The following is a 25,854-nucleotide window of genomic DNA, read 5'->3' as shown; positions in this document are numbered from 1 at the left end:
GACCTGTGGCACGCTGACCCGATGCGCGTCACCGTGGTCGCCGGTCCCGATCCCGGCCACGCCTTCCCGGCCATCGCCCTGTGCCTGCGCCTGCTCGCGGCCGGCGACCGGCCCACCCTGCTGACCGGCGTCGAATGGCTGGACACCGCCCGCGCGGCGGGGGTCGATGCCGCCGAGTTACTGGGCCTGGACCCCGATGACTCCGACGACGACGCCGACGACGGCGCCAAGCTGCACCGGCGCGCGGCGCGCATGGCGGTGCTCAACGTGCCCGTCATCCGGGAGCTGGCGCCGGATCTGGTGGTGTCCGACGTCATCACGGTGTGCGGTGGGCTGGCGGCCGAACTGCTGGGGCTGCCCTGGGTCGAACTCTGCCCGCATCCGCTGTATCGGCCGTCGCGGGGACTGCCGCCGGTCGGCAGCGGGCTGGCGCCGGGGACGGGTCTTCGTGGGCGGCTGCGGGACTCACTGATGCGGACACTGACGGACCGGTCGATCCGCCAGGGCGACCGGCAGCGCGCCCAGGCCCGGCTGGGCATCGGCTTGCCCCCCGATGATCCGGGACCGCGGCGCCGGCTGATCGCCACACTGCCCGCCCTCGAGGTGCCGCGGCCCGACTGGCCGGCCGAGGCGGTCGTCGTGGGCCCCCTGCATTTCGAACCGACGACCGCGGTGCTCGAGGTGCCACCGGGACCGGGCCCGCTGGTGGTGGTGGCACCCTCGACGGCCACCACCGGAACCGCTGGGCTGGCCGAGGTGGCGCTGCAGAGCCTGGTGCCGGGGGAGACGCTGCCCGCGGGCGCCCGGCTGGCGGTGTCCCGGCTGGGTGGGCCGGCGTTGACGTTGCCGCCGTACGCGGTGGCCGCCCTGGGGCGCCAGGACGTGCTGCTGCGCGGGGCGGATCTGATGATCTGCGGCAGCGGGCACGGCATCGTGTCGAAGACCTTGCTGGCCGGCGTGCCGCTGGTGCTGGTGCCCGGCGGCGGCGATCAGTGGGAGATCGCGAATCGTGTTGTGCGCCAAGGCTCCGGCCGATTGATCCGGCCGCTCGGTGGTGACGCTCTGGTGTCCGCCGTCACCGAGGTGCTGTCGTCGCCGCGGTACCGGGCGGCGGCCCGGGCGGCCGGGGAGTCGGTGTCCGGGGTGACCGATCCGGTACAGGTGTGCCACGACGCGATTGGGTAGGTTGGTGCCCGTGCGGCTGACCGAATTCCACGAACTCGTCGACGGCCGGTTCGGCGTGATGCGGGGCCGTTCCATGCTCGTCGACCACGTGCTGACCGGGTTCGGCGGGCGGACCGCCGCGCAGGCCATCGAGGAGGGTGTGGAGCCCCGCGAGGTATGGCGGGCACTGTGCGCCGACTTCGATGTACCCCGCGACCAATGGTGAGCATTCGCTGCTGACACGCTCGACACGCGGGCGGCGCGCCTCCTTGCGTTCGAACATCTGTTCGCTACTGTGGTGATCGTTCGACCGCGCCAACTTGGCTCGGACTTGTCACACCCCTGGTTTACCGTCGGGCCAACCGACCGGAATCCCGGTCACCGACTACCCGGAAGAGGTATCAGCATGGCTCAGGCTCCCGATCGCGAGAAGGCCCTCGACCTGGCGATGGCCCAGATCGAGAAGAATTTCGGCAAGGGCTCGGTGATGCGCCTCGGCGAAGAGGTTCGCCAGCCCATCTCGGTCATCCCCACCGGATCCATCGCCCTGGACGTGGCGCTGGGCATCGGGGGTCTGCCGCGCGGCCGCGTCGTCGAGATCTACGGCCCGGAATCCTCGGGCAAGACCACGGTCGCGCTGCACGCGGTGGCCAACGCGCAGGCCGCCGGTGGCATCGCGGCGTTCATCGACGCCGAGCACGCGCTGGATCCCGAGTACGCCAAGTCGCTCGGTGTGGACACCGACGCGCTGCTGGTGTCCCAGCCCGACACCGGGGAGCAGGCCCTCGAGATCGCCGACATGCTGATCCGGTCGGGCGCGCTGGACATCCTGGTCATCGACTCGGTGGCCGCGCTGGTGCCGCGCGCCGAGATCGAGGGCGAGATGGGCGACAGCCATGTCGGCCTGCAGGCCCGGCTGATGAGCCAGGCGCTGCGGAAAATGACCGGCGCACTGAACAATTCGGGCACCACCGCGATCTTCATCAACCAGTTGCGCGAGAAGATCGGAGTCATGTTCGGGTGCTTTTCCTACGACACCCGGGTCCAGCTGGCCGACGGCAGCACCGAGAAGATCGGCAAGATCGTCAACCAGAAGATGGACGTTGAGGTGCTGTCCTACGACCCCGTGAGCGATCAGATCGCACCTCGCAAGGTGGTGAACTGGTTCAACAACGGTCCGGCCGAGCAGTTCCTGCAATTCACGGTCGAGAAGTCCGGCGGCAACGGCCGCTCGCAGTTCGCCGCCACGCCCAACCACCTGATCCGCACCCCGGCGGGCTGGACCGAGGCCGGCGACATCATCGCCGGTGATCGCGTGATGGCCTCCGAGCCGCACCTGCTCAGCGAACAGCAGTTCCAGGTGGTGCTCGGTTCGCTGATGGGTGATGGCAATCTGTCACCGAATCGGCGCGACCGCAACGGTGTTCGGTTCCGGCTGGGTCACGGCGCCAAGCAGGTCGATTACCTGCAGTGGAAGACCGATCTGCTGGGCAACATCAAGCACACGGTTCGCAAGAACGACGAGGGCGCTGAGTTCGTCGACTTCACCCCGCTGCCGGAGCTCGGTGAGCTGCGCCAAGCGGTCTACCTCGGCGATGGCAAGAAGTTCCTCTCCGAGGACTATCTGAAGGCGCTCACCCCGCTGGCATTGGCCATCTGGTACATGGACGACGGTTCCTTCACCGTGCGGTCCAAGGGTCTGCAGCAGCGCACCCAGGGCGGCAGCGGCCGCATCGAGATCTGCGTCGAAGCCATGAGCGAGGGATCGCGGGAGCGTCTGAGCGGCTACCTGCGCGACACCCACGGTCTGGATGTGCGCCTGCGCTCCGCCGGTACCGCCGGCAAGTCGGTGCTGGTGTTCTCCACTGCAGCCACGGCCAAGTTCCAGGAATTAGTGGCGCCCTACATGGCACCGTCGATGGAGTACAAGCTGCTGCCCCGGTTCCGCGGCCTTGGCACGGTGGTGCCGGAGTTCGTCGAGCCCACTTCGCGGCTGGTGCCAGCCCGGGTGCTCGATGTTCATGTCAAGCCGCAGACTCGGTCGATGAACCGCTTCGACATCGAGATCGAGGGTTCGCACAACTATTTTGTCGACGGTGTGATGGTGCACAACTCGCCTGAAACCACCACGGGTGGAAAGGCATTGAAGTTCTACGCATCGGTTCGGTTGGATGTCAGGCGAATTGAAACCCTGAAAGACGGCACCGACGCAGTCGGTAACCGCACCCGTGTCAAGGTGGTCAAGAACAAGGTCAGCCCGCCATTCAAGCAGGCCGAGTTCGACATCCTGTATGGCAAGGGCATCTCCAAGGAGGGTTCGCTGATCGATATGGGCGTCGATCAGGGCTTCATCCGCAAGTCCGGTTCGTGGTTCACCTACGAGGGCGAGCAGTTGGGTCAGGGCAAGGAGAACGCCCGTAACTTCCTGATGGAGAACATCGACGTGGCCAACGAGATCGAGAAGAAGATCAAGGAGAAGCTCGGTATCGGCGCGGTGATGACCGATGAGGCACCCAATGAGCCGCTCCCGGCGCCCGTCGATTTCTGAGCCCGCTGAGGCCGAGTCGGTCGATCCGGTCAAGCGCGAGGAGCAGGCGCGGGCGCTATGCCTGCGCCTGCTCACCGCTCGGGCCCGGACCCGCTCGGAGTTGCAGACACACCTCGACAAGCGGGGCTACCCCGGCGAGGTGAGCACGCAGGTGCTCGACCGTCTGACCCAGGTCGGTCTGCTCGACGACGCCGACTTCGCCGAGCAGTGGGTACACAGCCGCCGCGTCAACGCCGGAAAGGGAAAGCGCGCGTTGGCCGTAGAGCTGCGTAACAAGGGCCTGGACAACACCGTCATCGACCAGGCGCTGGCCGGCATTGACGCCGGGGCCGAGCGGCAGCGGGCCGAAGAACTCGTCCGGGCCAAGCTGCGGCGCGAACGCCTCGACGACGGGGACGACCAGAAGGTACTACGCAGACTCGTCGCCATGCTGGCCCGCCGCGGCTACGGCCGGGGCATGGCCTTCGACGTGGTCACGGTGGAACTGGGCGCCGAACGCGAGCGGCGCCGCGTCTAGCAGGCCCCCGACCTGGGCATAGATTTCTCAGCTAATTCATGGCTTCGGCATCGGTGCAGCTCATGTCGGTGAACCACACTCAACGGTGAACAACGCTGAGATCAGCGGGAGGACGCGATGAGGATGACGCCCACTACGGCGACGGTTGTTTCCCTGGAATCCCACCCCACATGGCGGGCCAATCGTCGTCGGTCGAATGACATCGCCGCCGCGATGCGCCGCCATCCGTCGTGCTGGGGTGTGAGCCATCCCGAGACACCCGCCCGGCCCGGAGCGAACGTCCTGGTGCTGCCGGACCCGGGATAGCCGACCGCCTGGCGGCGAGTAGATTGCGGCCATGCTGATCTCGGTCAAGCTTGCGCCCACCTATGACTACCCGGTGCTCGCCGAATTCTGGCGCACCGCCGATCAGCTCGGCTTCCACGGCATCTGGGACTACGACCACTTCTACGGTCTGGTCGACCCGCAACAACCCACCTACGAGGGCTGGACGACGCTGGCCGCCATGGCGGCGCAGACCACCAACAGCCGGGTGGGCTGCCTGGTCGGGTCGGTGACCTACCACAATCCGGCACTCCTGGCGAAGATGGCCGTCACCATCGATCACATCAGCGGCGGCCGAGCCGAATTCGGGCTCGGCGCCGGCTGGCACGAACCCGAGCACCTCGGCTACGGCATCGACTTTCCGGCCCCGGGGGCGCGGGTCGAGATGCTCGACGAGGCACTGACCGTCATCAAGCGGCTGTGGAGCGAGGATTCGGTCACCCACAGCGGGCGCTTCTTCACCTTGCGGGACGCGGTGGCCAACCCCAAGCCGCTACAGCACCCGCACCCGCCGATCGTGATCGGCGGATCCAAGCCCAGGATGCTGCGCGTCATCGCGCGGCACGCCGACGAATGGAACATGGCCGGCGGCCAGACCCCGGACGAGTGGGCCAAGGTGAACGCCGACCTGGACGCGGCCTGCGCCGAGGTCAGACGACCCCGCGAAGAGATCCGCCGCGGTGTCCAATTGTTCCTGCATCCAAAGCAATCCGAGCAGATCGACAAGGAATTGGACACCCTGGCCGCGTACGGGAAGGTCGGCTGTCAGCACGTCGTGCTGTCGTTCTACCAGCCGCCGGATGCCGAACTGCTGCAGCGCTGCGCGGTGCTGGCATAGCGGCAATGCGGGATCTGTTCAGCGGCCCGTGCGAGACCTACTCGAACAACGTCGCAGCCAGGGCTGAACAGATTACGTACCGATGACCCTCGCGCCCGGCGCACCCTCCTGCTCGATCGCCTGGGCATCCAGCGGTCTGGGGGCCCGCTGCGAGCGCCGCAACCGGCGCTCCAACCGCACCGCCAACGAGGACAGGGTGAAGTTCACGGCGATCATCAACAGCGCGATCACGATCAGCGCGGGAATGTAGTTGCCGTAGGACGAGCCGACGACGGTGCCCTGACGGACCATCTCGACGTAGGTGATCTGGTATCCGATCGCGGTGTCCTTGAGCACCACCACCAACTGCGAGATCAGCACCGGCAGCATCGACGTGATCGCCTGCGGCAGCAGGATGCTGCGCATCGTCTGCCCCCAACGCAGGCCCAGCGATGCCGCCGCCTCGGACTGGCCGCGCGGCAGCGCGGTGATGCCCGCGCGCAGGATCTCGGCGATCACCGCGCTGTTGTAGAGCGTCAGGCCGGTCACCACACCGGCGAGGGCCAGATGCTTCGGCGGGAACAGGTCGTACTGGGCGTAGAGGAAGTAGGCGAAGATCATCATGATCAGCACCGGCACGGCCCGGAAGAACTCGACGAACGTTGAACACGCCCATCGCACAGCGGCATTGGGGATCATCCGGCCAACCCCGAGTATCACACCGAGGATCCCGGCCAGCCCGATCGATATCGCGGCGGCCGTCAGCGTGCCCTGAATGCCGGGCAGCACATAGGTTTTCCAGAGATTGGCGGTCAGGAACGGCTCCCACTTGGCCGCGGTCAGCTGGCCCCTGGCCGAGAGCTTCGAATACACCAGCCACGCCGCCAGCACCACCACGACGACGGTGACCGCGGAGATGACATGGTTACGCAGCCGGGCGCGCGGGCCCGGGGCGTCGAACAGTACCGAGCTCATCGCGCCACCGCCAACCGCTTACCCAGCCAGCCGAACAGCAGCCCCAGCGGCAGCGTCAGGATCACGAATCCGGCGGCGAATATCGACCCGACCACCAGCAGGGCCGCGGTGTTCTCGATCAGCTCCTTCATCAGCAGCGCGGCCTCGGCCACACCGATGGCCGAGGCGATGGTGGTGTTCTTGGTCAGGGCGATCAACACCGAGCCCAGCGGGATGATCACCGCCCGGAAAGCCTGCGGCAGCAGGACCATTCGCAGATTCTGACCGAAGGTGAAGCCCAGCGACCGGGCCGCTTCGGCCTGGCCCAGCGGAACGGTGTTCACTCCGGACCGCACCGTCTCGCAGACGAACGCGGCGGTGTAGACCGTCAGCCCGAGCGCCGCGAGCCGGAAGTTGCTGTCGTCGATCGACGTGGGCGAGTTGGGATCGGCCAGGGTGATGCCCAGGGTCTGCGACAGACCGAAGGAGCAGAACAGGATGATCAGCGTCAACGGCGTGTTGCGCACGATGTTGACGTACGTCGCGCCGATCCAGTTCAGCATCGGCACCGGAGACAGCCGCATCGCGGCCAGGCCGGTGCCGAGGATCAGCGCGCCCACCGCCGCGTAGACCGTCAGCTTGATGGTCACCCAGAACGCGGCCAGGATCTCCGCGCTGTGCTCGGTGAGGATCTGCATGACGGTCTACGTGACGTTCGGTCAGTACCGGTCCACCGCAGGCGGATTCGGCGTGGCGATACCGGCCTTGCCGAGGTTCTTCTCGAAGGCTGCCTTCCACGCGCCGTCCTTGGCCATCTTCTCGAGGGCGTCGTTGATCTTGGTGCGCAACTCGGAGTCGCCCTTCTTCAGGCCGATGCCGTACTTCTCCTCCGAGAACGGCTTGCCGACGATCTTGAACGTGCCGGGACTCTGCGCGGCGTAGCCGGCCAGGATGACCTCATCGGTGGTGACGGCGTCGATGGCGCCGTTCTTCAGCGCCTCGACGCACGCGGAGTAGGTGTCGTACTGCTGCAGCTGAACGCCGGGGTACTTGTCCTTGATGCGTTGTGCGGGAGTGGAACCCGAGACCGAGCACAGCTTCTTGTTGTTCTGCAGCGAATCGGCGCCGGTGATGTCGGTGTTGTCGCTGCGCACCAGCAGGCTCTGCCCGGTGATCAGGTACGGGCCGGCGAAATCGACCTTCTCCTTGCGGGAGTCGGTGATCGAATAGGTGGCCGCGATGAATTTCACCTGATCGTTCTGGATCAGCGTTTCCCGCTGGGCCGACGGCGATTCCTTCCACTCGATCTTGTCGGGGGAGTAGCCGAGTTCCTTGGCGACGTAGGTGGCCACGTCGACGTCGAAGCCGCTCATCGTGCCGTCGGGGTTCTTCATCCCGAGCCCGGGCTGATCGAACTTGGTCCCGATGACGATCTTGTCGGCCGAGCTGCTGCCGCCGCCACCGCCGCAGGCGGTCGCTGACAGGGGTAGGACGGCGGCCAGTGCGACGGCAGCCAGGATGCGCAACTTCGGGATGCTCACCGGGTGTTTCCTTTCACTAGGTCAGTGCTCGAGGATCTTGCTGAGAAAGTCCCTGGCCCGGTCCGAGCGCGGGTTGTCGAAGAATTCGGGCGGTTCGGCGTCCTCGACGACGGCGCCGTCGGCCATGAACACGACCCGGTGTGCGGCGCGGCGGGCGAACCCCATCTCGTGGGTGACCACGATCATCGTCATGCCGCCCTCGGCCAGCGAGGTCATCACGGCCAGCACCTCGTTGATCATCTCGGGATCCAGGGCACTGGTCGGTTCGTCGAACAGCATGACCTTCGGGTTCATCGCCAGCGACCGGGCGATGGCCACCCGCTGCTGCTGGCCGCCGGAGAGCTGGGCCGGATACTTGTCGGCCTGATTGGCCACGCCCACCCGTTCGAGCAGGGCGAGCCCATCCGCCCGGGCCTTGTCGGCGGCCACCTTGCGCACCTTGACCGGCGCCAGTGTGACGTTCTCCAGGATGGTCTTGTGGGCGAACAGGTTGAACGACTGGAACACCATGCCGACGTCGGACCGCAGTTCGGCGAGCTTGCGGCCCTCGGCGGGCAGCTCCTGGCCGTCGATGCTGATGCTGCCCGAGTCGACGGTCTCGAGCCGGTTGATGGTGCGGCACAGCGTCGACTTGCCCGAGCCGGACGGCCCGAGCACCACGATCACCTCGCCGCGGGCCACCTCGAGGTTGATATCGCGCAGCACGTGCAGATCGCCGAAATGCTTGTTGACCCCGCGCATCGCGACCATGGGCACTTCGGGGGCGGCCATACGGCCTGACCTTACCCAGTAATTGCACAGCCTGCCGGGAACTCCGATCCGCGAATTGGGTGAGCACCGATGCCGTCCGTACCATGGTCGGGTGAGTCGCAGTTCTTCCACCACGGTACGGCCGCCCAGGACGTACCAGGTCCGGACGTACGGCTGCCAGATGAACGTGCACGATTCCGAGCGCCTCGCCGGGCTGCTCGAGGCGGCCGGTTACCGGCGCGCCGAGGAGGGTGCCGACGCCGACGTGGTGGTGTTCAACACCTGCGCCGTTCGCGAGAACGCCGACAACAAGCTCTACGGCAACCTGAGCCATCTCGCGCCCCGCAAGAACGCCGACCCGGGGATGCAGATCGCGGTGGGCGGCTGCCTGGCGCAGAAGGACCGCGCCGCGGTGCTGAGCCGCGCGCCCTATGTCGACGTCGTGTTCGGCACCCACAACATCGGGTCGCTGCCTGCGCTACTGGACCGGGCCCGGCACAACCGCGAGGCCCAGGTCGAGATCGTCGAGGCGCTCGAGGAGTTCCCGTCAGCGCTGCCGGCTGCGCGCGAATCCGCTTACGCCGCATGGGTTTCCATCTCGGTGGGGTGCAACAACACCTGCACGTTCTGCATCGTTCCGTCGTTGCGGGGCAGGGAGGTGGACCGGCGTCCCGGCGACATCCTGGCCGAGGTGCAGTCCCTGGTGGACCAGGGCGTCCTGGAGGTCACCCTGCTGGGCCAGAACGTCAACGCCTACGGCGTCTCATTCGTCGATCCCGAGATCCCGCGTGACAGAGGGGCTTTTGCGGGTCTGTTGCGCGCCTGCGGGCGTATCGACGGCCTGGAACGGGTCCGGTTCACCTCGCCGCACCCCGCGGAGTTCACCGACGACGTCATCGACGCGATGGCGGGGACGCCCAATGTGTGCCCGAACCTGCACATGCCGCTGCAGTCCGGGTCGGACCGGATCCTGCGGGCGATGCGGCGCTCCTACCGCGCCGAGAAATACCTCGGCATCATCGACCGGGTGCGTGCCGCCATGCCGCATGCCGCCATCACCACCGACATCATCGTCGGATTCCCGGGCGAGACCGAAGCGGACTTCCAGGCCACCCTGGATGTGGTTCGCTCCGCGCGATTTTCTTCGGCGTTCACGTTCCAGTACTCCCAGCGGCCGGGCACCCCGGCGGCGGAGCTTCCCGACCAGCTGCCCAAACAGGTTGTGCAGGAACGCTATATGCGATTGCTGGCGCTGCAGGAGGACATCTCACTGGCGGAGAACCAGGACCAGATCGGCCGGACGGTGGAATTGCTGGTCGCCGTCGGCGAGGGCCGCAAGGACAGCGCGACCGCGCGGATGAGCGGACGCGCCCGCGACGGTCGCCTGGTGCACTTCGCGCCGGGCACCATGGGCGCACGACCCGGAGACATCGTGACCACGGTGGTCACGGGCGCCGCGCCGCATCACCTGATTGCCGATGGTGCTCCGCTGACGCACCGGCGCACCCGTGCCGGCGACGCCCACGAGGCGGGGCGGCGGCCGCTCACGGTCGGCCTCGGCATGCCGGGTGTCGGCACGCCCGCGACGGTGCCGGTGACCGCCGGGTGCGCTCGGTGAGCACTCCGGAAGACGAATTCGGCGCCTACCGAGACGAGATCGAGTCCGCCGAACGCCGCGTCGCGCGGGAGATCGATCCCGGTCCCCGGGCGCTGGTGGTCGCGATCCTGGTATTCGTGCTGCTGCTGACGTTCGTGCTGCCGCACACCGGGCACGCCCGGGGCGTCGACGTGCTGACCTACGATCCGGCCGCCCGCGACGCCGCGATCGCGCTCCCGTCGCGGGTCTTCTGCTGGGTCACCCTGCTCACGATCGGATTCTCGATGCTGGCGCTGCTGACCCGGCGGTGGGCCGTGGCCTGGCTGGCGCTGGCGGGCTCCTGGCTGGCCGGCGCCACCGGTCTACTGGCGGTGTGGTCGCGCCAGACCACGTCGGTGGGGCATCCCGGACCCGGGGTGGGCCTGGTGCTCGCCTGGATAACGGTGGTTGCGCTGGCGTTCCACTGGGCACGCGTGGTCTGGACGAGAACCGCGGCGCAACTGGCCGCCGAGGAACACCGCCGGCGACTGGCCGGTGACCAGCAGTCCAAGGGTCTGCTGGAAACCCTGGACCCGCCCGCTCCCGACGAGCCGGAGTCGGACGCCCGATAACAGGGGAGAGCGGCCGCCGCGGATGAGTCCGCGACGACCGCTCGATGGGGGGTGTCAGCCGTCGGCGCCGTCGGCGCCCTGAGCGCCGTTGGCCCCGGTCTTACCCTTGCTGCCGTCGGAGCCGCTGTTCCCGGTCTTGCCGGCGTTCCCGCTGGCGCCGGTGGCTCCCTTGGCCCCGTCGGCCCCGTCGTCGCCGGCCGCGCCGGTCTTGCCCGTGGCCCCGTCGGCGCCATCCGACCCGGCAGCGCCCTTCTTGCCCAGCAGACCGCCGGATCCTGCCGCGCCGGCCTTACCGCCGAGGCCGCCGGCCCCGCCGTCGCCACCGTCGCCACCGGAACCGCCGATGCCGCCCGACCCACCGTCGCCGCCCGCGCCAGCGGCGCCAGCGGCGCCACCATCGGCGCCGTCGCCGGCTGCACCACCGGCTCCGCCGGCGCCGCCCAGGCCGCCGGAACCGCCGATGCCCTGATAGGTCCCCTCGGCGGTCTTCGCCTGCGCGTGGCCACCGTTGCCGCCCCGGCCGCCGGTGCCGCCCTGCGCGCCGGCCCCGCCGTTGCCGCCGTTGCCACCGACACCGCCCGTGCCGCCGGTGCCCCCGGTCCCGCCGGTCCCGCCGGTTCCGCCGGCCCCGCCGCTGCCCCCGGTTCCCCCGTCGCCGCCGGCACCGCCGGTTCCGCCGTCGCCGCCCTTCCCGCCATCGCCGATCAGGCCGCCACGGCCGCCCTTTCCGCCGTTGCCCGCCGGAGCGCCCGCCAGGCCCTGGCCACCGGCGCTGCCCGCGGTGCCGGCCTGCCCGGCTCCGCCGGTGCCACCCTTCGAGCCGGCCGCTCCGGCCGCGCCCGCGGTGCCGTCGGTGCCCGCATCGCCGGCCGCGCCCGCCGCGCCCTTACCGCCCTGGCCGCCGATGCTGCCGAAGGCGTAGGTGCCGCCGGTGTTCATGGCGAACCCGCCGTCACCGCCGTCGCCGCCGGGGGCTCCGGTGCCCACGCCGTCGCCGCCGTTGCCGCCGGCGCCGCCGTAGGCGAATGTCGGGTCGTCGGTCTTGAGCACCGAGGTGATCAGCTTGATCTCGGCCGCCCAGATCGGGTTCAGCGGATTCTGCAGGAACGGGTTGGCCAGCACGTCGTCGAGCCAGCTGTCGTCCTTCTTCTGGGTGATCACCACCGGGACACCATCACCGCCGGCCGCACCGAGCGTTCCGTTGTCGCCCGGATTGCCGTGCAGTACCAGCACACCGTCGGACGTGGTGCTGGTGGTGGTCCCGCTGCCGTTGGCCGCCGTGGAGCTGCTGGCCGTTCCGGTGTTCACACCGTCGCGCCCGTCGAGACCGTTCGCACCGGCCGCCCCGTTGGCGCCGTCGGCACCCTTGGCGCCGGCGACGCCCTGAGCGCCCTTTGAGCCGTCGACCCCGTTGACGCCCGTGACGCCGGCGATACCGTTGCCGCCGGCACCGCCGTCGCCACCGCTGCCGATCAACGAGAAGAAGCCGACGTCGCCGCCGTCACCGCCGGTGGCCCCGGCGCCGCCCTTGCCGCCGTCACCGCCGTCACCGAGGAAGATGCCACCGGTGCCGCCCTTGCCGCCGGCCATTCCGGCGGCCGTGCCGTCGCCGCCCTTACCGCCATTGCCCCAGAGGATTCCGCCGTTCTGACCGTTCTCACCGGCGGCGCCGTCGGCGCCGTTGCCCACCCACATCAACCCGAGCGGATCGATGAACGTCAGGCCCGTCTTGCTGTCGACGGTCAGGGTGAAGAAGAAGTGGATCGTGAAGCCGGTCGCCGTGGTGGTCAGCAGACCCGTCGAGGCGTCCGCGGACGTGGCCAGCAGCGTCGCCTCCGAGGTTGCCCCGGTAACTGCCCGCGAGTGTCCCGTGCTGGAGCGAATCCCCATCGCCTGGTTCAGAAGATCCTGTGCCGATGCGGCATCCATGCTCTGCTCTGCCGCCTCTGCCTCCGCCGCCGCGCGCTGGGAGGTGCCCGCAGGGCCGACGGCCTGGCTGACGTCGATCCCATGCTGGCGCAGAATCTGCTGCAGTGTGCTCTGGGCGGCGGCCACCTGGTTGCCGGTCGGCACCAGGGCGCCGGAGGACTCGGCGGCCGCCGGCCGAACCGGGGCCGGCTGGATGCCTGCGCCGATCGTGCTGAGCGCCAGGCGAATCGGAGTCGGATGCGTCGCGGACAGCGTGGACGTGATCGGCGAGCTGAACAACAGCTGGCCGGTCGTGGCGAGCGCGAGCACGCTGCCCGCGACGGTCGTTCGGGTGTACCAGCTCGGCTGCCGGCCGGCGCGGTGCGTGTTGCCGCGACGACCTCGTGCTGAATTTCGGGTGGACATGTTCCTACTCCCCTCGGAGGGCACCGAACCCCCGTCGCGGCGCCCCGGATGTGAAGGCCGAACAATGAGGTGGGGGGTCGATCCCGACGCTAGGGGCCTGGCGGTGCACCACTCCTGCGTAGTGACTACTCGAAGCCGGTCGCCGGCCTACGCACCCGCTTGCGGGGGCAGCGCCACGGCGCCGGATGCGGCGCGCAGTTCACGGGCCCGCGCAGCGGCATCACGCTCCGGGTCCGTTGACCCGTCCCGCGGAACAGCCGCGCGGCCCGGGTCAGGCAGTCAGTTGCCGCAATGGTATCGCCGAAATCTTCGAATTGTGTTGCTGCAGCGAGTAACTGGTGAGCATCATCGGCGGCTACGGCCCTTGCCATCGTGGTGGCCGCAGCGATACGCGGTCCCTCGACCTGACCGGTCAGCGCGCCGAGGGCGGCGGCCACCTCGCGATCACCGAACTGGGCGGCCGCCTGGAGGCAGACGACCTCGCGCGCGAGCTGACCGCGGCCGTGCGCAACGTGGGCCGCGGTTCGGCTCAGGATGCGCGCCCGCTCCAACCGGCCGCCGGCGGCGGCGATGGCCGCGCTCGCGAGCACCGCATCCGGGTCGGTGAACCCGTAGGCGGGATGTCTGGTCCGGCGCATCCGGGCCTCGGTGGTACGGGCGGCCGCCAGGTCTCCGGAACGGGCGAGCGCCTGGGTTGCGACGATCCGGAATCGATAGCTCACGCCGAAGTTGTCCCGGAACTCCTCGAGCCGGTCCAGCGTGGCCGTGAGCCGGTGCCGGGCGGTGGCGGCCCGCCCCGATCCGAGGTCGGCCATGGCGCTGACCGCCAGCGCCACCGAATGCGCGATTCCCGGCGAGTCCCGGGTCTGTTCGAGTAGCTCGGCCGCGATGGTGTGTGCATCGGCGAGGCGGCCCACGGCGACGGCCGCCGTGACGGCGTGCTCGGCCACGCCCATCGCGTGCGCGGCGGCCCGGGGATTGCGGGCGGCGATCCGTGCCGCGTCCCGGGATGCGGTGATCGCCGCATCGACCTGCCCGCGATCGCCGAGGGCCGCCGCGGCCGCCCGGCAACGGCAGACGGCGGAAATGTCGTCGAGCAGGGTGGGGTCGGCACGCTCGAGCACGTGCAGCGCCTTGCGCGGCCGGCCGGACAGCGCCAGCTGTAACGCCTTGTTCGCCCGGGCCGGGTGGGCCATCACCGGATCGGTGGCGTGCAGCGCGTTGTCGACGAGTTCGGCGGCGGCGGCCGGGTTGGCCAACGGCCAGAACAGGTTCGTCGCGCGCATGCTGAGCACCTGCGACCGGGCCGGGACGGGCAACGCGTCGCCGTCGACGTCACGCAGCAGTTCTTCGGCCTCGGCGTTGCGCTGCGTCAGGAGCAGCTGGTGCGCTCGCCGGATCACCGCCTCCGACGCCGCGTCCGGCGCGCAGGCCGCATGAGCGAGGTGCGCGAACCGGCGCATCACCACGCCAGGAGAATGGGTCCGGTGTCCGTTGGCTCGTCGACCGGTTCGCCCTGATCGAAGATAGCAATATCGTCGGAATGGGCGGGCACAGCCTGGAGGTGCGATCTACGACGCACCCGTTCTTTTCCAGCAATCTCGGGTGAATTCCCTCGCTTCATCCGTACAGCATGCCGGATGATGATTTCGAACGCCCGAGTAGTGGGCTACCCGACGTGGTGCCGAACGGCTGGGGAACCGGCCGTCAGCGCTTTTTCTCCAGGGCCCCGGCCGCGGCCTGGGCCCATTCCCGCCACTGCGCCGCGCTGGCGCGGGCCTCGGCGGCCTCCTTCGTGCGGCCGGCCGCCTCGGCCTTGGCGGCCTGGCTCTCGAACTGCTCGGCACGGGTCACGAACTGCTGGGCGCGGGCGGCCGCCTCCGGGTCGGTGCGGTCCGCGTCGGCGGCGTCGCGCACCTTCTTCTCGACCGCACGCAGTCGGCGCTCGAGGTCCGTGCGTTCGCGCGGGACCTTCCCCAGCGCGTCCCACTTGTCGGTGAGGGCACGCAGCGCGGCGCGGGCCGCGTCGTGGTCGGTCGTGTCGATCCGCTCGGCCTCGACCAGCAGTGCCTCCTTCGCGGTGGCGTTGGCGGTCAGCTCGGCATCCCGCTCGGCGCTGACGGCGTTGCGTGCCGAGAAGAAGGCGTCCTGGGCGGCCTTGAACCGGTGCCACAGTTTGTCGTCGACGTCCTTGGCGGCCCGGCCCACGGTCTTCCACTCGGCCAGCAGGGCACGGAAGGCCGCGCTGGTGGCCGCCCAGTCGGTGGATCCGGTCAGCTCCTCGGCCCGCTCGCAGAGCCGTTCCTTGGCGGCGCGCGCGCCGGCCCGCTCACGGTCCAGGTCGGCGAAATGGGAGCCGCGGCGGCGGTTGAACGTCTCGCGCGCCGCCGAATAGCGCTTCCACAACGCATCGTCGGTCTTGCGGTCCAGACCGCTGACGGTCTTCCACTCGTCGAGGATCGCGCGCATCCGGTCGCCGGCGGACTTCCATTGCGTGGCGTTGGCGGCAAGATCTTCGGCCTCGGCGGCCAGCGCCTCCTTGCGTGCGATCTGGGCGGCGCGGTGCTCATCGCGCCGGGCCTTCTCCTCGGCGGCCGCCGTCTCGGCATGGTCGGCGATGGCCGACAGCCGGGTGGCCAGGGCATCGATATCACCGAGAACACTTGCGGTGGGCAGGGTTTCGGCCAGCGTTGCCGCCGCGGCCTTGATCTTGCGCGCATCGCCCGTGCCTGATTGCAGTCGCCGCTCCATCAGCGCGATCTCGGTCGACAGGTCGTCGAACCGGCGGCCGAAGTGGGCGTAGGCGGCCTCGGCATCGCCGGCCTGCCAGGATCCGATGACGCGCTCACCCGCGCTGCTGATCAACCACACCGTGCCGTCGTCGTCCACCCGGCCGAACCGGTGCGGATCCGACGCCGGGGCGGCGGGGGCGACCGGAGGGGCGGCGGCGCTGGGGCCGGGGTGTGGGCCGGGACGAGGCCCGGGCCGGGGTACCGCGGAGGGGAGGGGCACCTCGCCGGGAGCGGGATCTTGCGTTGTCATGAAACACCTACCCTCCACGCGGAGGTCGCCCTCCCGCACCTGCCGCGCGACGCGGCGCCTGTCGATTGCAGTCTCGAGAGTATTCAAACAGGTCGGGCGTCCGCACGCGGCCATGTCCCTGGTTCTGTCCGGGGTCGATCACAGGCACCGCCGGATGGATGAGAAGGTCTGCAGTCATGGGATCAGCCGGCATCGCCGCAGTGCTCGCCCTGGGCGCGGCCGTGTTCATCGCGATCGGCGATGTGATGCACCAGCGCCAGGCCCATGAGGTGACGGACGAACCCGTCGGGCACGTCGAGCTGTTCCTCCGGCTGCTGCGCGACCGGCGGTGGTGGTTGGGCTCGGCGGTGTCCGCCATCGGCTTCGGGTTGCAGGCGGCGGCCCTCGGACTGGGTTCGGTGCTGCTGGTGCAGGCCCTGCTGGTGACCTCGCTGCTGTTCGCGCTGCCGATCAACGCGCACCAGCAACACCGGCGGCTGACCCGCGCGGAGTGGACGTGGGCGATGCTGCTGGCGGCATCGGTGCTGGTGGTCGTCACGGTCGGCAATCCCACCGCCGGTCATTCGCGGGCGTCGCTGGCGACTTGGGCGGTGGTGACCGGCGTGCTGGGCATCGTGCTGGTGGTGTGTGTGGCGGCTGCCAACGCCGTCGGCGGCCCGCTCAGTGCGGTTCTGCTGGCGATGGTGTCGGGTGCGCTGTGGGGAGTGTTCGCGGTGCTGACCAAGGGTGTGGTGCACCTGCTCGGCGACGGCATCGGGCCGCTGCTGCGCTCCCCGGAGCTCTACGCCTGGGCCGCGGTCGCCGTCGCCGGCACCGCCTGGCAGCAGTCGTCCTTCCGGGCCGGCGCCCTGACCGCCTCGCTGCCGACGATGGCGATCGCCGAACCCGTGGTGGCCTCCGTACTCGGGGTGGTGGTGCTCGGGGAGACCCTGCGCCCCGGGGACGCGGGTTGGGCGGTGTTGACGGTGGCCGTCGTCGCGCTGGTGGCCTCGGTGGTCGGGCTGGCGCGCACGGAGGCCGTGGCGGCCTGACCGTGGGCTAGCGTGTCCTGCGTGTTGAGCGCCGTTGCGATCATTCCGTCGGCGCCGGTCCTGGTGCCCGGACTGGCCGGGGCGGCCGCTGCCGAATTGACCGACCTGTATGCCGCGGTGCGCGCCGCCGGTGCGACGCTCCCGCAGCGGTGGATCGGCATCGGCGCCGACCGGGCCGAGGATCGGGTGGGTCCCGACGCGGTGGGCACTTTTGCGGGATACGGCACCGACGTACCCGTCGCGATGTCGCCCGATGCGCACACCACGACGGCGATGCCGCTGTGCGCGCTGATCACCGGCTGGCTGCGCGGAGAGATCGCTCCGCGAGCGGTATCCGAAACACGTTGTTATCCAATATCATTGGAGCTGCCGTTGGCGATGGCGTGCGGACGGGCGCTGCGCGCGGAGATCGACGAGTGCGGCGAACCGGTGGGTGTGCTGGTGGTGGCCGACGGGGCGAACACGTTGACTCCGTCCGCGCCGGGCGGCCACGATCCCGACTCGGTCGCCGTGCAGACCGCGCTGGACGACGCCCTGGCCACCGGCGACACCGGGGCCCTGGCCGGGTTGCCGGCCGGGGTGATCGGCCGGGTCGCGTTCGCGGTGCTGGCCGGCCTGGCCGGAAACGGCCCGGCGGCGGCGCGTGAGCTCTACCGGGGCGCGCCGTACGGCGTCGGCTACTTCGTCGGCGTCTGGCAGCCGTGAGCACCCGGCCGATCGCCGTCATCGGGCCCACCGGCACCGGGAAGTCGGCGCTGGCGCTCGAGCTGGCCGAACACCTCGGCGGCGAGATCGTCAACGCCGACGCCATGCAGCTCTACCGCGGCATGGACATCGGCACCGCCAAGCTGGCTCCCGCCGAACGCCGCGGCATCCCGCATCATCAGCTCGACGTCCTCGACGTGACCGAGACGGCGACGGTGGCGCGTTATCAGCAGGCCGCCGCGGCCGACGTCGAGTCGATCGCGGCGCGGGGCGCGGTCCCGGTGATCGTCGGCGGATCGATGCTCTACGTGCAGTCCCTGCTGGACGATTGGGCGTTCCCGGCGACCGATCCGGATGTGCGGGCCCGCTGGGAGGCCCGGCTGGGCGAGGTCGGGGTGGCGGCCCTGCACGCCGAGCTGTCCCGCCGGGATCCCGACGCGGCCGCGACCATCCTGTCGACCGACGGCCGCCGCGTCGTGCGCGCTCTCGAAGTGATCGAACTGACCGGCGCGCCGTTCGCGGCCTCGGCCCCGGTGATCGGCGCGGCCCCGCGCTGGGACACCCTGATCGTCGGATTGGATTGGGACACTGCGATTCTCGACGACCGGCTGCGGCGCCGTACCGAGGCGATGTTCGGCCACGGCCTGGTCGACGAGGTCCGCACCCTCGAGATGGCCGGCCTGCGCAGGGGGGTGACGGCCGCGCGGGCGCTGGGGTACGCGCAGGTGCTCGAGGCCCTCGACGCCGGTTCGGACGGCCGTGAGGCCGAGGAGCCCACGTTCGTCGGGACCCGGCGCTACGTGCGCCGGCAGCGGTCCTGGTTCCGCCGCGACCACCGCGTCCGCTGGCTCGACGGCGCGGCCGGCGACCTGCTGAGCGCGACCGTCGCCGCGTGGCGGCACGTATCCTGATCAGGTGAAGTTCGCCAAGGGCCACGGCACGCAGAACGATTTCGTCCTGCTGCTCGACACACCCGCCGGGGTCGACCTGACGCCGGCGGCAGTGGCGGCCCTGTGCGACCGGCGCCGCGGCCTGGGCGCCGACGGGGTGCTGCGCGTCACCGTCGCCGGAGCGGCCCTCGACGCCGGGGTGTTCGACACCCTGCCCGAGGGGGTCGGCGCCGACGACTGGTTCATGGACTACCGCAACGCCGACGGCTCGGTTGCCGAGATGTGCGGTAACGGGGTCCGGGTGTTCGCGCACTATCTGTGGGCCGCGGGCCTGGAGCGGCGCACGGAATTCGTCGTCGGCACCCGGGCCGGGGCGCGCCCCGTGGTCATGGAGCACTACGAGCCCGTCGAGGCCGAGGTCACCGTCGATATGGGCAAGGCCGCCCGGCTCGGCGACGGGGTCGCGACGGTCGGCGGCAGGCGGTTCAGCGGACTGGCCGTTGATGTCGGCAACCCGCACCTGGCCTGCGTGGATCCCGGCCTGACGGTCGAAGCGCTGGCCGCCCTCGATGTCGCGGCTCCGGTGGAGTTCGACCCCGCCCAGTTCCCGCACGGCGTCAACGTCGAGGTGCTGACGGCTCCCCGCAACGGTTCGGTGGACATGCGGGTGCACGAACGCGGCGTGGGGGAGACGCGGTCGTGCGGCACCGGCACGGTGGCGGCCGCGGTGGCCGCCCTGCACTCGCTGGATGCCGACACGGGCGCCCTGACGGTGCGGATCCCGGGCGGGCAGGTCGAGGTCACCGTGACCGAGGCCACCAGCTATCTGCGTGGACCGTCGGTGATCCTGGCCCACGGTGACATCGACGACGGCTGGTGGCGGTCCCAGGCGTGAAATTCGTTCGCGCCGGCGCGGCGGCCGTGACACCATCGGAAACCGCATGACTGATTACTCGGATCCCACCTACAAAGACCCGACGCTCGGTGAACTGGCCCTGGAAGATCGCGCCGCGCTGCGCCGCGTCGCCGGGCTGTCCACCGAACTCGAAGACATCTCCGAAGTCGAATACCGACAGCTTCGGCTGGAACGCGTTGTGCTGGTGGGTATTTGGACCCAGGGCAGCGCCGCTGACGCGGATGCGAGCCTGGCCGAGCTGGCCGCGCTGGCCAAGACGGCCGGCTCGGAGGTGCTCGAGGGCCTGATCCAGCGGCGCGACAAGCCGGATCCGTCGACCTACATCGGGTCCGGCAAGGCCCAGGAGTTGCGTGAGGTGGTGCTGGCCACCGGCGCCGACACCGTGATCTGCGACGGCGAACTGTCACCGGCCCAGCTGACGGCGCTGGAGAAGGCGGTCAAGGTCAAGGTCATCGACCGGACCGCGCTGATCCTGGACATCTTCGCCCAGCACGCGACCAGTGCCGAGGGCAAGGCCCAGGTATCGCTGGCCCAGATGGAATACATGCTGCCGCGGCTTCGTGGCTGGGGTGAGTCGATGTCGCGGCAGGCCGGTGGCCGGGCCGGCGGTGCGGGCGGCGGAGTGGGTACCCGCGGGCCGGGCGAGACCAAGATCGAGACCGACCGCCGGCGCATCCGTGAGCGAATGGCCAAGCTGCGCCGTGAGATTCGCGACATGAAGAAGATCCGTGACACCCAGCGCAGCGGCCGCCGGCGCAGCGAGGTCCCGTCGATCGCGATCGTCGGCTACACCAATGCCGGCAAGTCCAGTCTGCTCAACGCGCTGACCGGGGCCGGGGTGCTGGTGGAGAACGCGTTGTTCGCCACGCTCGAACCCACCACGCGCCGTGGGCAGTTCGACGACGGCCGGCCCTTCGTGCTCACCGACACGGTGGGTTTCGTGCGGCACCTGCCGACCCAACTGGTCGAGGCGTTCCAGTCCACCCTGGAGGAGGTCGTCGACGCCGACCTGCTGGTGCATGTGGTGGACGGCTCCGATGTGGATCCGCTGGGCCAGATCAACGCCGTGCGCGAGGTCGTCAACGACGTCATCGCCACCCATGACACCAAGCCCGCGCCGGAGTTGTTGGTGGTCAACAAGATCGACGCGGCCGGGGATCTGGCGCTGGCGAAGCTCCGGCGGGCACTCCCCGGTGCGGTATTCGTCTCGGCGCGCACGGGTGAGGGTCTGGAGCGGCTGCGCCAGCGGCTCGGCGAGATGGTCGAGCCCACCGACGTCGCCGTCGACGTCACCATTCCCTACGACCGGGGAGACCTGGTGGCGCGCGTGCACGAGGTGGGCCGGGTGGATGCCACCGAACACACCGAGGGTGGTACCCGGATCAAGGCGCAGGTGCCCGTCGCGATGGCCGCCGCGCTGCGCGAGTTCACCTCGTAACCCGCTCACCCCCTCGCGAGCTCACCCGCTCGCGAGCTCACCCGCTCGCGAGCTCACCCCTCCGCGAGCTCACCCCTCCGCGAGCGGCCGTGTCTGTACGCGACACGCCGTGGTGTGCTGTACAAATGCGGACGCTCGCGGTCGAGGTGGCTACCGAACAGAGACCAGCTTCGCGACGCCGCGCATCACGATCCGGCTGACGGTGTGCTTGGCCGCATCGACCCGCGACGGCTTCGGCGGTGCTGCAGCGGTGCCGAGGCGGGGGAACAACGCCAGGGCGTTGTTGCGGTCGATCGCGGCGCGGGTGGCGCTGTCCAGCGAGTAGTTCTCGAGTTCCCCGGCGAACAATTGGGACGCCGGAAGAGGTGCGAAGGGGAAGTCGGAGCCGAAGGTGACGTGCCCGGGTCGGGCGAACGCCAGCAGCGACGGCAGCGCGGCCGGGCTCGACGACAGTGCGGTGTCGAAGTAGAACGAGGCGAAGTCGTCGAGATTGTCGGTCAGGCTGGCGCCGGTGTCGCCGAAGATCGACAGTGCCATCCGGTGGCTGGCATACGGCACGAAGCCGCCGGCATGACTCAGGATGAACCTGATGTTCGGGTACCGGCGCCGGATCCCGTTGCGCACCAACAGGTATGCCGCACGTGTGGTGTCGAGCAGGAAATCGGCGGCGAACGGCAGCACGCCGGGAACCACCGGACCGGGCAGTTCGGCGGGGTGGATGAACACCACGGCTGCGCGTGCGTCCAGGGCGGCGAACAGGTCGTCCTGGCCGTCCTGGCCGAGGTAGGTCCCGGCGTTGTTGGCCAGCAGCACCACACCGTCGGCCTGCAGATCATCGAGTGCGCGGACGGCTTCGGCCACCGCGCGGTCGACGTGCGGGAGTGGAACCGTCGCGAAAAGGCCGAACCTGTCCGGGTTCTCGGACACCACACCGGCCAGCTGGTCGTTGACGTCGCGGGCCAGTGCGGCGGCGTCGGCGGCCGCGGGCAGGAAGGTGGTGCCCGGCGTCGACACCGACAGGATCGCGGTGCTGACTTCCAGGGCGTCCATCGCGGCCAGGGATGCCTCCGGACTCCAGTCGGGCAGCTCGCGCCCGCCGGCCGCGTCGACGCCGGCCCTGCGGAGGGCTGCGCGATAGTCGGCGGGGATCGCGTGGTGATGGGTATCGATTCGGGACACGTGGGTGCCTTTCAGTTGTCGGGGATACCGGTCCCGGCCAGCGCGGGCACGACGTCCTCCCGGTGCAGCAGGGACGCGGCGCCGGTCTTGAATTGTTCCAGCTTGGCGATGACGGTCTGCCCCTCCCTGGTGTGCCCCCAGATGCTGATCCCCTGATGGGTGGTGGGCTCCCAGGTGGTCTCGTCGACGACGATCGGGTTCCACCCGACCTCCCATTCGAAACCGGACGGCGTCATCGCGTAATACGACAGCTCCTTGTCGTTGGTGTGCTGCCCGACGCCGAGCGCCATCTCGAAGCCGAGTTCGCGGACCCGCTGATACGACGTGGTCATGTCGTCGAGTTCGGCGACCTGGATGTTGAGGTGCTGGACGCGGGTGCGAATCGGGTTGAGCGGCAACCGGTTCACCGCCGCGATGGCCACCGAATGGTGCCGTTCGTTGACCCGCAGGAACCTGATCTTGAACTTCAGTCCACTGATGGTCTCGTCGATGAAGTCGCTCAACCGGGCGTCGAAGACGGTGTTGAAATAGCCGCGGACCTGGTGCGGCTTCTTGGTGGTCAGCGCCACGTGGCCCATTCCCGAAGCGCCGGTGACGAATCCGCCCCGGCTGACCATGTCGAGTGGGGCGTCGGCGATCTCGGCCCGGACGAAGATCTCCTGGTTCAGGCCGTTGGGCCCCGGGAATCGGGCGAGGCGTTCGACACCGCGCAGCGCGGCTTCCTCGGCGGTCCCGGTGGTCACCGGGACGCCGTGACCGGTCACCCGGGCCAGGACGTCGTCGAAGGTGGTGTGGTCGTCGAGTTGCCACCCGAGTGCGGTGACGTCCTCGGCGGGTCCGCGCTGCAGCAGGAACCGGCACCGGTGGTCGTCGAGCCGGAACCGGGTGACGTCGGGCAGCGCGTCGTCGTAGTGCATACCGATGGCGTCGCGGCCGAACCGGCGCCAGTCGGCGAACTTCTCGGTCTCGATGACGACGTAGCCCAGGCGCGTGCGGCCGAAGATGTCAGGCATGGGCCAGCCTCGAGTCCGATCCCAGGAAGTCCAGGACGAGTTGGTTGAACAGTTCGGCGCGCTCCCACTGCATCCAGTGCCCGGTGTGAGAGGTCATCACCAGTTCCGCGTTGGGCATCGTGTTCAGCAGCAGCGGACCGCCGGCGGGCTTGTTGACCTTGTCGTCACGGCCCCACAGGACCAGCGTCGGGTTCGGCAGAGCCTTCAGGCGCGGGTCCCGGGTGAGGTCCATCCGCCAGAGGGTGCGCAGCGCCAGCGGTCCGGACGGGCGGCGCAGCGGTGGATTGGCCACGACGTCGGGATCGATGGACGCCTGATAGCGCACGTCGATCAGATCATCGGGCACCGCGGCGCCGTCGTACACCAGGTAGGTCCGGATGAACGCCTCCAGCTTGGCGCGGCTGGGCCCGTCGCCGCCGTAATAGCCGAACAGGCTGTTGAGGCCTGCGGTCGGCAGACCGCGGGTGGTGCCGATGCCGCCGGGGCCCATCAGGACCAGCCGCCCGACGCGGTGCGGGCTGTCCAGCGCCAGGCGCAGAGCGGCGGCGCCGCCGTAGGAATTACCGATCAGGTGGGCGGTGTCGATGCCCAGGACGTCGAGCAGGCCGCGGATGGTGTCGGCGAGACCGCCGAAGGGATCGGACTGGTCGAGCTTCTTGGTGGATCGGCCGTAGCCGGGCATGTCGGGAACGATCACCCGGAAGTGCGCGGCCAGCGCGCCGATGTTGCGGGAGTAGTTGCTCACGCCGGAGGCGCCGGGGCCGCCGCCGTGCAGGAGCACCACCGCTGGCCCGGTGCCGGCCTCGGCGTAGAAGATGGGCCGGCCGTCGACGGTGACGGTGTGTTCGCTCAGGGTGGTGGTGCTACTCATGCGGGAACTCCATTTCGGGCGGGGGTGGGGATGCTCACTCCTGCGGGCGGAGCGGGTAGGAGTTGGCCGGAATCTGCTGCGGCGTAGATGAATCCGTCCGGACGGACGACGACGGCCCTGGCGTTCTTGCTGCGCAGCCAGGCGGTCAGCGCACCGGTGTGATCGTCGACGTCGCGACCGATCTCGATGATCGGAGCACCGGCCCAGGCTGCTGCGCCCGCGGGGGCGGCACCGATGTGCAGGATGGTCCACTGCCGATCGAGGACGTCGTCGAGCCGTTCGCGCCGGCCGTCGGCGGTGACCCAGGGCTGCGGGATGAGCCAGCCCACGGCGCGGTCCGTACGGCGCGCGCGGGCGAAGAAGCCGTCACCGTACCGAGCGTCGGGAATCCAGAACACCTTCTGACCCGCCACGGCGGAGCCGGGGATCCGGGTGACGGTGCCGAGTACGAAGTTGCGTACCGCGGCGACGGCCCGGCGCCGTTCGGTGATCACCCGACCGACCAGCACCGCGCGCCGGGTGACCTCGGTGACGTGTGGTTTGCGTTCGGCCTCATAGGAATCCAGCAGGGTCTCGGGTGCCCGGCCGGTGAGCACCGCGGCCAGTTTCCAGCACAGGTTGGCCGCGTCGCGCACACCGGCCGACATGCCCTGCCCGATCCAGGGCGGCATGGCGTGGGCGGCATCGCCGGCCAGGAAGACCCGGCCCACCCGCCACCGGTCGGCGGTCCGGACGTGGTGGCTGTAGACCACCGCCCGCAGGACCTTCACGTTGTCCTCGGTGATGCCCTGGCCGTGCAACACCTTCCACACGGATTCGTCGCTGACGAGGGTCTTGTCGTCGATGCCCGCCGGCGCCGGGAACTCCCAGCGGTGGTGCCCCAACGGAGTCGGGCAGTCGACCACCGGCTGTGCGGGATCGCAGTGAAAACGCAAGCGGTCGTGGGCATCCCACTCTTGCAGCACCTTGGTGTCGATCACCACCCAGCGTTCGCTGTAGGTCTTGCCGGAGTAGCCGACGCCGAGCAGGCCGCGGGTGGGGGAGGAGCCGCCGTCGGCCGCGATCACATACGACGCCCGGACCTTGCGGACGGTGTCGGCGCGCAGGTCGGCCAACAGCAGTTCGACGTGATCGGCCTTGTTGGCCGCCCGCAGTGATTCGTGCTCGAGCAGGATCTCCACATTGCCGAACCGGGCGACCCCTTCGCGCAGCACCTGATCGATCGCCGGTTGGTAGATGAACTGCTGGGGCGGATGCCCGCACCCGCGGCCCGCGATGGTGGTCTCGTAGAACGCATTGCCGTCGGCGCCGACCCACGCGACCGGCCGGTCCGGCAGCATGTCCTGCTGCAGCCGGTCGGCCAGGCCGACGGACTGCCAGATCCGCATCACCTCCTCGTCGGTGGAGATCGCGCGGGCGCGGCCGTAGATGTCGGGATCGCGCTCGATCACCAGCACCCGCAGGCCCAACTGGCCCAGGAGATTGGCCGCGGTGGCGCCGGTCGGGCCGTAGCCAACGATCGCGACGTCATAGGTCGTATCGCTCACTTCTTCATCCATTCGTTCGGCGCCGGTGCCGGCGTGGGGTTGTTCTGTAGTGATCAATACGGTAA

The 25,854-nt window shown here is 69.8% G+C and carries 23 protein-coding genes; 12 read left to right on the top strand and 11 right to left on the bottom strand.

Annotation, left to right across the window (positions count from 1 at the left end; all coding sequences use genetic code 11):
• Positions 1 to 21: 21 nt before the first annotated feature.
• From U0R18_RS05620 to U0R18_RS05600, 5 genes are all read left to right on the top strand, one after another.
• On the top strand, positions 22 to 1,185 hold the full coding sequence (locus U0R18_RS05620) for a glycosyltransferase (RefSeq protein ID WP_526366747.1): 1,164 nt from the start codon (positions 22 to 24) through the stop codon (positions 1,183 to 1,185).
• A 10-nt stretch (positions 1,186 to 1,195) separates the two neighbouring features.
• Positions 1,196 to 1,390, top strand: a complete 195-nt coding sequence (locus tag U0R18_RS05615) for a DUF3046 domain-containing protein (protein WP_526366745.1) — start codon at positions 1,196 to 1,198, stop codon at positions 1,388 to 1,390.
• A 180-nt stretch (positions 1,391 to 1,570) separates the two neighbouring features.
• Positions 1,571 to 3,712 carry an intein-containing recombinase RecA gene (gene recA / locus U0R18_RS05610; protein ID WP_526366743.1) on the top strand — a complete coding sequence of 714 codons (2,142 nt, stop codon included), beginning with the start codon at positions 1,571 to 1,573 and terminating at the stop codon, positions 3,710 to 3,712.
• Positions 3,681 to 4,229 (top strand): recombination regulator RecX, encoded by a 549-nt coding sequence (gene recX, locus U0R18_RS05605; protein WP_526366741.1) that lies wholly within the window; start codon positions 3,681 to 3,683, stop codon positions 4,227 to 4,229. The genes recA and recX overlap by 32 nt, the downstream gene beginning before the upstream one ends.
• A 337-nt stretch (positions 4,230 to 4,566) precedes the next feature.
• Positions 4,567 to 5,391: a TIGR03560 family F420-dependent LLM class oxidoreductase gene (locus U0R18_RS05600; RefSeq protein ID WP_526366739.1), complete on the top strand. Its 825-nt coding sequence runs from the start codon at positions 4,567 to 4,569 to the stop codon at positions 5,389 to 5,391.
• Between the two features lie 72 nt (positions 5,392 to 5,463).
• Here U0R18_RS05600 and U0R18_RS05595 read toward each other — a convergent pair whose 3' ends face one another.
• The 4 genes from U0R18_RS05595 to U0R18_RS05580 are packed head-to-tail and all read right to left on the bottom strand — an operon-like array spanning position 5,464 to position 8,615.
• Entirely contained in the window at positions 5,464 to 6,345 is an 882-nt protein-coding gene (locus U0R18_RS05595; RefSeq protein ID WP_526366737.1) for an amino acid ABC transporter permease, read from the bottom strand.
• Positions 6,342 to 7,022 carry an amino acid ABC transporter permease gene (locus U0R18_RS05590; RefSeq protein ID WP_526366735.1) on the bottom strand — a complete coding sequence of 227 codons (681 nt, stop codon included), beginning with the start codon at positions 7,020 to 7,022 and terminating at the stop codon, positions 6,342 to 6,344. The genes U0R18_RS05595 and U0R18_RS05590 overlap by 4 nt, the downstream gene beginning before the upstream one ends.
• Positions 7,023 to 7,043: 21 nt before the next feature.
• The gene (locus U0R18_RS05585; RefSeq protein ID WP_526366733.1) at positions 7,044 to 7,865 is read right to left on the bottom strand and encodes a glutamate ABC transporter substrate-binding protein; all 822 of its coding nucleotides are present in this window, start codon (positions 7,863 to 7,865) and stop codon (positions 7,044 to 7,046) included.
• 21 nt (positions 7,866 to 7,886) lie between these two features.
• The gene (locus tag U0R18_RS05580) at positions 7,887 to 8,615 is read right to left on the bottom strand and encodes an amino acid ABC transporter ATP-binding protein (RefSeq protein WP_526367459.1); all 729 of its coding nucleotides are present in this window, start codon (positions 8,613 to 8,615) and stop codon (positions 7,887 to 7,889) included.
• Between the two features lie 112 nt (positions 8,616 to 8,727).
• Here U0R18_RS05580 and miaB point away from each other — a divergent pair, with 112 nt between their 5' ends.
• Both miaB and U0R18_RS05570 read left to right on the top strand, forming a co-directional pair.
• Entirely contained in the window at positions 8,728 to 10,233 is a 1,506-nt protein-coding gene (miaB, locus tag U0R18_RS05575) for a tRNA (N6-isopentenyl adenosine(37)-C2)-methylthiotransferase MiaB (RefSeq protein WP_526366731.1), read from the top strand.
• Entirely contained in the window at positions 10,230 to 10,823 is a 594-nt protein-coding gene (locus U0R18_RS05570) for an Rv2732c family membrane protein (protein WP_526366729.1), read from the top strand. The genes miaB and U0R18_RS05570 overlap by 4 nt, the downstream gene beginning before the upstream one ends.
• A 54-nt stretch (positions 10,824 to 10,877) precedes the next feature.
• Here the strand turns inward: U0R18_RS05570 and U0R18_RS05565 are convergent, their stop codons facing one another.
• From U0R18_RS05565 to U0R18_RS05555, 3 genes are all read right to left on the bottom strand, one after another.
• Positions 10,878 to 13,157 carry a PGRS repeat-containing protein gene (locus U0R18_RS05565; protein WP_526366727.1) on the bottom strand — a complete coding sequence of 760 codons (2,280 nt, stop codon included), beginning with the start codon at positions 13,155 to 13,157 and terminating at the stop codon, positions 10,878 to 10,880.
• A 125-nt stretch (positions 13,158 to 13,282) separates the two neighbouring features.
• Positions 13,283 to 14,626, bottom strand: coding sequence for a hypothetical protein (locus tag U0R18_RS05560; protein ID WP_526366725.1), 1,344 nt, complete (start codon positions 14,624 to 14,626; stop codon positions 13,283 to 13,285).
• Positions 14,627 to 14,864: 238 nt separating this feature from the next.
• Positions 14,865 to 16,199 carry a DUF349 domain-containing protein gene (locus tag U0R18_RS05555; RefSeq protein WP_526366723.1) on the bottom strand — a complete coding sequence of 445 codons (1,335 nt, stop codon included), beginning with the start codon at positions 16,197 to 16,199 and terminating at the stop codon, positions 14,865 to 14,867.
• A 176-nt stretch (positions 16,200 to 16,375) separates the two neighbouring features.
• Between U0R18_RS05555 and U0R18_RS05550 the strand changes: the two genes are divergently transcribed.
• The 5 genes from U0R18_RS05550 to hflX are packed head-to-tail and all read left to right on the top strand — an operon-like array spanning position 16,376 to position 21,179.
• The gene (locus tag U0R18_RS05550; RefSeq protein WP_526366721.1) at positions 16,376 to 17,230 is read left to right on the top strand and encodes a DMT family transporter; all 855 of its coding nucleotides are present in this window, start codon (positions 16,376 to 16,378) and stop codon (positions 17,228 to 17,230) included.
• A 21-nt stretch (positions 17,231 to 17,251) separates the two neighbouring features.
• Positions 17,252 to 17,935: a class III extradiol ring-cleavage dioxygenase family protein gene (locus tag U0R18_RS05545; protein ID WP_526366719.1), complete on the top strand. Its 684-nt coding sequence runs from the start codon at positions 17,252 to 17,254 to the stop codon at positions 17,933 to 17,935.
• The gene (gene miaA, locus U0R18_RS05540; RefSeq protein WP_526366717.1) at positions 17,932 to 18,846 is read left to right on the top strand and encodes a tRNA (adenosine(37)-N6)-dimethylallyltransferase MiaA; all 915 of its coding nucleotides are present in this window, start codon (positions 17,932 to 17,934) and stop codon (positions 18,844 to 18,846) included. Before U0R18_RS05545 ends, miaA begins: the two co-directional genes overlap by 4 nt.
• Positions 18,847 to 18,850: 4 nt before the next feature.
• The gene (gene dapF, locus U0R18_RS05535) at positions 18,851 to 19,720 is read left to right on the top strand and encodes a diaminopimelate epimerase (protein ID WP_526366715.1); all 870 of its coding nucleotides are present in this window, start codon (positions 18,851 to 18,853) and stop codon (positions 19,718 to 19,720) included.
• 46 nt (positions 19,721 to 19,766) lie between these two features.
• Complete coding sequence (gene hflX / locus U0R18_RS05530; protein ID WP_526366713.1) at positions 19,767 to 21,179, top strand: GTPase HflX; 1,413 nt, start codon at positions 19,767 to 19,769, stop codon at positions 21,177 to 21,179.
• A gap of 150 nt (positions 21,180 to 21,329) precedes the next feature.
• Here hflX and U0R18_RS05525 read toward each other — a convergent pair whose 3' ends face one another.
• Genes U0R18_RS05525 through U0R18_RS05510 form a run of 4 tightly spaced genes read right to left on the bottom strand, consistent with a single transcriptional unit; the run spans position 21,330 to position 25,801 of the window.
• Positions 21,330 to 22,358 (bottom strand): amidohydrolase family protein, encoded by a 1,029-nt coding sequence (locus tag U0R18_RS05525; protein ID WP_526366711.1) that lies wholly within the window; start codon positions 22,356 to 22,358, stop codon positions 21,330 to 21,332.
• A gap of 11 nt (positions 22,359 to 22,369) precedes the next feature.
• Positions 22,370 to 23,371: a VOC family protein gene (locus U0R18_RS05520; RefSeq protein WP_526366709.1), complete on the bottom strand. Its 1,002-nt coding sequence runs from the start codon at positions 23,369 to 23,371 to the stop codon at positions 22,370 to 22,372.
• Positions 23,364 to 24,242: an alpha/beta fold hydrolase gene (locus tag U0R18_RS05515; RefSeq protein WP_526366707.1), complete on the bottom strand. Its 879-nt coding sequence runs from the start codon at positions 24,240 to 24,242 to the stop codon at positions 23,364 to 23,366. Before U0R18_RS05515 ends, U0R18_RS05520 begins: the two co-directional genes overlap by 8 nt.
• On the bottom strand, positions 24,239 to 25,801 hold the full coding sequence (locus U0R18_RS05510; RefSeq protein WP_526367457.1) for an FAD-dependent oxidoreductase: 1,563 nt from the start codon (positions 25,799 to 25,801) through the stop codon (positions 24,239 to 24,241). Before U0R18_RS05510 ends, U0R18_RS05515 begins: the two co-directional genes overlap by 4 nt.
• Between the last annotated feature and the right edge of the window lie 53 nt (positions 25,802 to 25,854).

It is taken from the genome of Mycobacterium sp. (assembly GCF_046330795.1).
Classification (GTDB): domain Bacteria; phylum Actinomycetota; class Actinomycetes; order Mycobacteriales; family Mycobacteriaceae; genus Mycobacterium.
The sequence above is the reverse complement of the archived record's forward strand: the minus strand, read 5'-3'. Positions and strand labels throughout refer to the sequence as shown.